The 5,703-nt window shown below is 74.6% G+C and carries 7 protein-coding genes; 1 reads left to right on the top strand and 6 read right to left on the bottom strand.

All coding sequences use genetic code 11. From position 1 onward, the window contains the following. Nucleotides 1-4: 4 nt before the first annotated feature. From UW392_RS36595 to UW392_RS36580, 4 genes are all read right to left on the bottom strand, one after another. Nucleotides 5-1,045: a lytic polysaccharide monooxygenase gene (locus UW392_RS36595; protein WP_320779526.1), complete on the bottom strand. Its 1,041-nt coding sequence runs from the start codon at nt 1,043-1,045 to the stop codon at nt 5-7. 168 nt (nt 1,046-1,213) lie between these two features. Further along, nucleotides 1,214-1,354 (bottom strand): hypothetical protein, encoded by a 141-nt coding sequence (locus tag UW392_RS36590; protein ID WP_320779525.1) that lies wholly within the window; start codon nt 1,352-1,354, stop codon nt 1,214-1,216. Between the two features lie 112 nt (nt 1,355-1,466). Then, a complete protein-coding gene (locus tag UW392_RS36585) occupies nt 1,467-2,030 on the bottom strand; it encodes a DUF402 domain-containing protein (protein WP_320779524.1) in 564 nt (187 codons plus the stop codon). Next, nucleotides 2,011-2,940, bottom strand: coding sequence for a GNAT family N-acetyltransferase (locus UW392_RS36580; RefSeq protein ID WP_320779523.1), 930 nt, complete (start codon nt 2,938-2,940; stop codon nt 2,011-2,013). Before UW392_RS36580 ends, UW392_RS36585 begins: the two co-directional genes overlap by 20 nt. Nucleotides 2,941-3,010: 70 nt before the next feature. Here UW392_RS36580 and UW392_RS36575 point away from each other — a divergent pair, with 70 nt between their 5' ends. Continuing rightward, nucleotides 3,011-3,379, top strand: a complete 369-nt coding sequence (locus UW392_RS36575; RefSeq protein ID WP_320779522.1) for a GntR family transcriptional regulator — start codon at nt 3,011-3,013, stop codon at nt 3,377-3,379. Between the two features lie 69 nt (nt 3,380-3,448). On the opposite strand, the gene UW392_RS36570 is transcribed toward UW392_RS36575, so the two are convergent. Both UW392_RS36570 and UW392_RS36565 read right to left on the bottom strand, forming a co-directional pair. Continuing rightward, a complete protein-coding gene (locus UW392_RS36570; protein WP_320779521.1) occupies nt 3,449-4,543 on the bottom strand; it encodes a DUF5925 domain-containing protein in 1,095 nt (364 codons plus the stop codon). A 202-nt stretch (nt 4,544-4,745) separates the two neighbouring features. After that, a complete protein-coding gene (locus UW392_RS36565; RefSeq protein WP_320779527.1) occupies nt 4,746-5,507 on the bottom strand; it encodes a polysaccharide deacetylase family protein in 762 nt (253 codons plus the stop codon). Nucleotides 5,508-5,703 lie beyond the last annotated feature (196 nt).

Raw genomic sequence — 5,703 nt, 5'->3', positions numbered from 1 at the left:
CAGGTCAGCGGCCGTGCCGGGCGCCCTGGGCCGCGCGGCGGCGGACCGAGGCGAAGAGGGTGGCCGCGCCGAGGGCCAGGGCCGCCGCGCCGCCCACCGCGAGGTACGTCGTGCTGCTGTCCCCGCCGGTCTCGGCGAGGTTCTCGGAGCCGCCCGCGGCCTTCAGCTCGCTGTCCGTGCCGGACGCCGCGGCCTGAGTCGCCTCGCTCGCCGGCGTCGGGTCCGTTGTCGTGGTGGCGTCCTGGTCGCCGTGGCCGTGGTGCTCGACCGTCGACTTGTCGGCACCGGCCGCGATCTGCTCGTCGGAGGGGGCGGACGCCTCGGGCGCCGGGGCGGCGGCCTCGGTGGCCCCGGAGGCCGGGGCGCCGCTCTCCTCCTCGGTGGCGGTGCCGCCGCTCGCCGCGCTGTCGCCGCCGAAGGTGACGTCGGAGCAGGAGTAGAACGCCTCCGGGCTGTCCGAACGCTGCCAGACGGCGTACAGCAGGTGCTTGCCGCTGCGCTCGGGCAGGCTGCCGGAGAAGGTGTAGAAACCGTCGGCGGCGACCGGGTCGGTGGCCGTCGCGACCGGCGCGGACAGGTCGAGGTCGTCCCAGGCCAGCGGCTGGGACGGGTCGTAGCCGTCCTTGGTGATGTACACGTTGAAGGTGCCCTTGTGCTGGGCCGTCACCCGGTACTTGAAGGTGTACGAGCCGCTGCTCACGCCGGTCGCCGGCCAGTCGGCGCGGGCCAGGTCCAGGCCCTTGAACTCCTCGCTGTTCGCGCTGCACAGCTTGCCGTCCGGGATCAGCTCCTGGTGCTTGCCGTCGGCGTTCCCGATGCGGATGCCGTTCCAGTCGTAGAGCGCCTGGGTGCCGCCGGTCTCGACCGCCGCCTTGCAGGCCGCCGAGTCGGGGCTCTCGGGCCCCTCGGCGTAGCACTGCGAGACCCGGCTGACCGGGTCGCCCATCGTGCCGTGCGCGGCGGCCGGGGCGGCCGTCAGCACGGTGAGGGCGAGGGGGACGGTACCGGCGGCGACGACGGCGGCGACCCTGCGGGGTGCGGGCATGGGGAACTCCTCGGAGACGGTCACAGGGGAAGGCGGTCCGGCGAACCCGTGGGGGGTGACCAGCACGCTAGCCCCGGCGAACCCCGAAAACCCGTGCTGAGAACGGCTGACGGAGATCCTTATGCTCGCGTTAAGGGACGGCTCAGACTGCCCTCAGGTAGCCCTCCCTCAGCCCTCCGGCCACCAGGTGCGGGCGATGTCCTCGCGGATCTCCGGCCGTCCGGCGGGGCGCTCGCGGTTCTCCTCGCGGGCGCGGCGGCTCTCCGTGCCCTTCCGGCTCAGGGGCTTCTGCACGGTCGTACGGCGCATGGCTGCCTCCTCACGGTCCACCGGGTTCCGCGGTCTCACGGGGGCGGACCCTCCGCGTGAGAGTTCCTCACCGGAAGCGGATCTGTCAGTGGCCACTGTCACGATTCGACCGTCAGTCGCGGCTGTCACCCCTGGGAGAACCCCCGGGAGAACCCTTGGGGGAACCCGTACGGGAGTGACCGAGGAGGACACCGAGACCTTCCCCGCGGGCCAGCCGCTCCAGGGCGTCCAGCGCGTCCAGGGCGGCGGCAGCGGCGGCGGGGTCCCGCTCCGCGAGGCCGCTCTCCGCGAACTCGTCCTCGTCCAGTCTGCGGACGTCCCCGCCGTCCGCGGAGCACCACAGGTCGAGGTCGAGATCCTCCACGACCAGCTCCGCGCCGGTGCGCACGGCGGGGCGGGTGATGTCGCAGTACCAGCCCTTCGGCGCGCCCGTGCCGTCGCGGACCTCCTTGACCGCGTACCAGCGGTCCCGCCAGTAGTACTCGGTGAACACGTCCCCCGGCTCGAACCGCACGAAGCCGAAGTCACGGACGCCCGCACCGGCCCAGGCGGCGCGCACGGCGACGCGGGTGCCGTCGTCGTGCAGCAGCTCCCCCGGGTAGCGGATCTTCGTGCGGCCCGCCTTGACCAGGACGACGTCGATGACGGCGGCGGGTTCAGCCGAGGGTGCGGACATAGCGCACCTCCGTCGCGCAGCGCTCGTACCCGAACCACTTGTTGACCGCGAGCATCGGCCCGTTGCCGGTGTCGTTGCCCGTGAACGCCTCCGTGCGGCCCGCCGCCCGCGCGCGGTGCAGCGACGCGTTCTTCACCAGCTTCGCCAGCCCCCGGCCGCGGTGGGCGCGCGCGGTGCCGGTCATCGCCGTGGAGTACCGCGTGCCGTCGTCCGTGTACGCCGCCGTGAAGGCGACCGGGCGGCCGCCGGCCACCGCGACGGTGGTCAGGTCGCGGTCCAGCAGCGGGTGGTGCCAGGTCTCCGCCAGCCACCCCTCGTAGTCCGCCAGGGCCAGGTCGACGTCGCTCGGCTCGTCCTGCGTCGTCTCCGCGTCCAGCTCGAACAGCGGACGCGGATCGTCCGCGTAGTCGGCCGCCGTGCGCAGTTCGACGCCCGGGGGCGGGTCCTGGAGCGGCGGGAGGGAGCCCGCCGTCAGGTCCAGACGGAGAAAATGCGCGGAGCGTCCGGCGCGGTAACCGTACCGCTCGGCGAAGGCCCGGTTCTCCGGCGCGTCCAGCGCCCAGGAGAACAGCTTCGTCGCGCCCGCCGCCGTCAGGTGCTCCTCCGACGCCCGCAGCAGCGGCCCGCCCGCGCCGCGCCGCCGCCGGTCCGGGCGTATGTAGAGGTTGAGGTACGCCTGTCCCGGCTCCGGGCTCTCGTGGACCAGGCCGATCTGCGCCGAGCCGATCACCTCGCCGTCCGCCTCCGCGACCAGGGAGCGGGTCCGGGCGTCCGGGTGGGTGTGGGTGAGGCGGTGCAGGATCGACTCGGGGGTCCAGAGCATGAACGGGACGGACAGGTGACGGACGAGGGTGAACGCCTCGACGTCCGCACGGTCGTCGGCGCGCAGGTCGCGCACGGTGATGGTCATGTGCGGGCACGCTACGGCCGACCGTGGCCGGCCGCCTCTCATTTTCCGCCCGGTGCGGGAGAATCGCCCTGTGACCTTGAAGATCCACATCGATGACGGCGTCCCGCCCTACGAGCAGGTGCGCGCGCAGATCTCCGAGCAGGCCCGGTCGGGCGCCCTGCCGGTGGGCTACCGGCTGCCCACGGTGCGGGGGCTCGCCCAGTCCCTGGGCCTCGCCGCGAACACCGTCGCCAAGGCGTACCGGGCGCTGGAGGCGGACGGGGTGATCGAGACGCGGGGACGGAACGGGACGTTCGTCGCCGCGGCGGGGGGCGCGGCGGAGCGGGAGACCGCCGCCGCGGCGGAGGAGTTCGCCGCGCGGGCACGGCGGTTGGGGGTGTCCCGGGAGGCGGCGGAGGAAGCGGTGCGGGACGCGCTGCGGGCGGCGTTCGGGGAGTGAACTGAACGCCGCCCGCTCTCACGCCTGCCGTACGGCCTGCTCGGTGCCGAGCCCGTGCCGGGCGAGCGGCTACAGGTACAGGCCCGCGTCCGCGCCCTCCCGGGGCTCGGGCAGGGCCGTCGGCGAGGTGCCCCGGCGCAGCGCGTACAGCTCCGCCAGGGTCGCGCCCTCGCGGCCCACTCCCTCCTCGGTGCCGAGCCAGTCCACGGACTCCCGGCGGGTCAGCGGGCCGACCTCGATCCGGGCCAGACAGCGGCCGGGGCGGACCACGGCCGGGTGGAGGCGTTCGAGGTCCTCGTTGGTGGTGACGCCGACCAGTACGTTGCGGCCCTGGCCGAGCAGTCCGTCGGTGAGGTTGAGGAGCCGGGACAGGGCCTGGCCGGCGGTGTGCTTGGCCTCGCCGCGGATCAGTTCGTCGCAGTCCTCCAGGAGCAGCAGCCGCCAGCGGCCCTTGCCCGCCGCGTCCTCCTCGCCGATGGCGATGTCCATCAGGTAGCCGACGTCGGAGAAGAGCCGCTCGGGGTCGAGGACGCAGTCCACCTGGCACCAGTCCCGCCAGGACCGGGCCAGGGTGCGCAGCGCGGAGGTCTTGCCGGTGCCCGGCGGGCCGTGCAGCAGGAGCAGCCGGCCGGCGATGTCCTCGGGGGTCGTGGCCATCAGCCGGTCCATCGCGTCCGCCACCGGCGCCGTGTAGTTGGGCCGGATCTCCTCCCACGTACCGGCGGAGATCTGCCGGGTGGTGCGGTGCGGGCCGCGTCGCGGGGAGACGTACCAGAACCCCATCGTGACGTTCTCCGGCTGCGGTTCGGGTTCGTCGGCCGCGCCGTCGGTTGCCTCGCCGAGGACCTTCGCGGCCAGTTCCTCGCTGGTCGCCGTGACGGTGACGTCCGCGCCCCGGTTCCAGCGGGAGATCAGCACGGTCCAGCCGTCGCCCTCCGCGAGCGTCGCGCTGCGGTCGCCGTCGCGGGCCGCGCGGAGCAGCCGCGCGTCGGGCGGCAGCAGCGTGGCGCCGGAGCGGACCCGGTCGATGTTGGCCGCGTGCGAGTACGGCTGCTCGCCCGTCGCGAAGCGGCCGAGGAACAGCGCGTCGACGACGTCGGTGGGGGAGTCGCTGTCGTCGACGTGGAGCCGGATCGGCAGCGCGTCGTGCGGGTTGTCTGACATGCCGCCATGATCCGGCACGGGCGTGCCGCGTGCACCCGGTTTCCCGGGTACGCGCGGCGGGTGGTTCCGTGTGGTTCGGTGCGGTTCTCTGCGGGTTCGTGGTGGGGTGCGGCGCCGTCGGGGCTTGTCGCGCAGTTCCCCGCGCCCCTTAAGGGGCGCGTCCCCTGCTCTCGGGTTCGTGGTGGGGTGCTCTCCGCGGTCCTTACGGGGCTCGTCTGCGTAGTTGGCGGGTGCGGCGCAGGGTGGCGTAGCCCTTGGTGAGCGCGCGGTCGCGGGCGAAGGTACGGGTGATCGCCCGGCACTCCAGCAGCCGGGCGAACTCCTCGGCGCCGGTGCTCCGGCGGACCGTCACCCGGCGCAGCGCGTACGGGCCCTGCGCGCGGCGGGCCGGCGCGTTGCCCACCGCCAGCGCCTGCGCGTACCCCGTCTCGCGCACCGCCGCCCGCACCCGGCGGTCGGAGTAGCCGTAGGGGTAGGCGAACGACATCGGTGCCGTGCCCAGCTGGTCGGTGACGATCTCCCGGCAGTGCACCAGCTCGTGCCGCAGCCGTTCGGCGCCGAGCTGGTCGAGCTGGGGGTGGGTGTGGCTGTGCCCGCCGATCTCGACGCCCGCGCCCGCCAGTTCGCGGACCTGCCCCCAGCCGAGCATGGTGTCCAGGGCACCCCCGGTGTCGTACGGGCCGCGCAGCCAGCCCGTGGAGACGAACAGCGTCGCCGGGAAGCCGTGTCCGGCCAGCACGGGGAGGGCGTGGCGGTGCACGCCCTCGTAGCCGTCGTCGAAGGTGACGAGCACCGGGCGGGCGGGCAGCGGCCGCCCGGTGCGCCAGGCGGCCGCCAGCTCCGCCGTCGTCAGCGGGGTCATGCCGCGCTCCGCGACCATCGCCATCTGCTCCGCGAACGCCGCCGGCGTCACCGACAGCGCCCGCGTCGCGTCGTTCGGCTCGACGGCGACCGCGTGGTACATGAGCACCGGCACGCGCGCGTCGCCGGCGTCCACCGCCTCCGCCGGGGTGTCAGCCACGCCCGTCACCCCCGACCGGCCCCGACGCGAACGTCACCGCGCCCCGGCGGGCCCGTACGCTGCCGACCACGTAGCCGCCCGCCGCCGTCAGGACGCCGGCGACGATCGCCCCGGCCCGGCCCGCGCCGCCCGGCCGGGC

It is taken from the genome of Streptomyces sp. CRN 30 (assembly GCF_034105845.1).
Note: the sequence above shows the minus strand (reverse complement) of the source record. Positions and strands in the feature narration are given on the sequence as shown.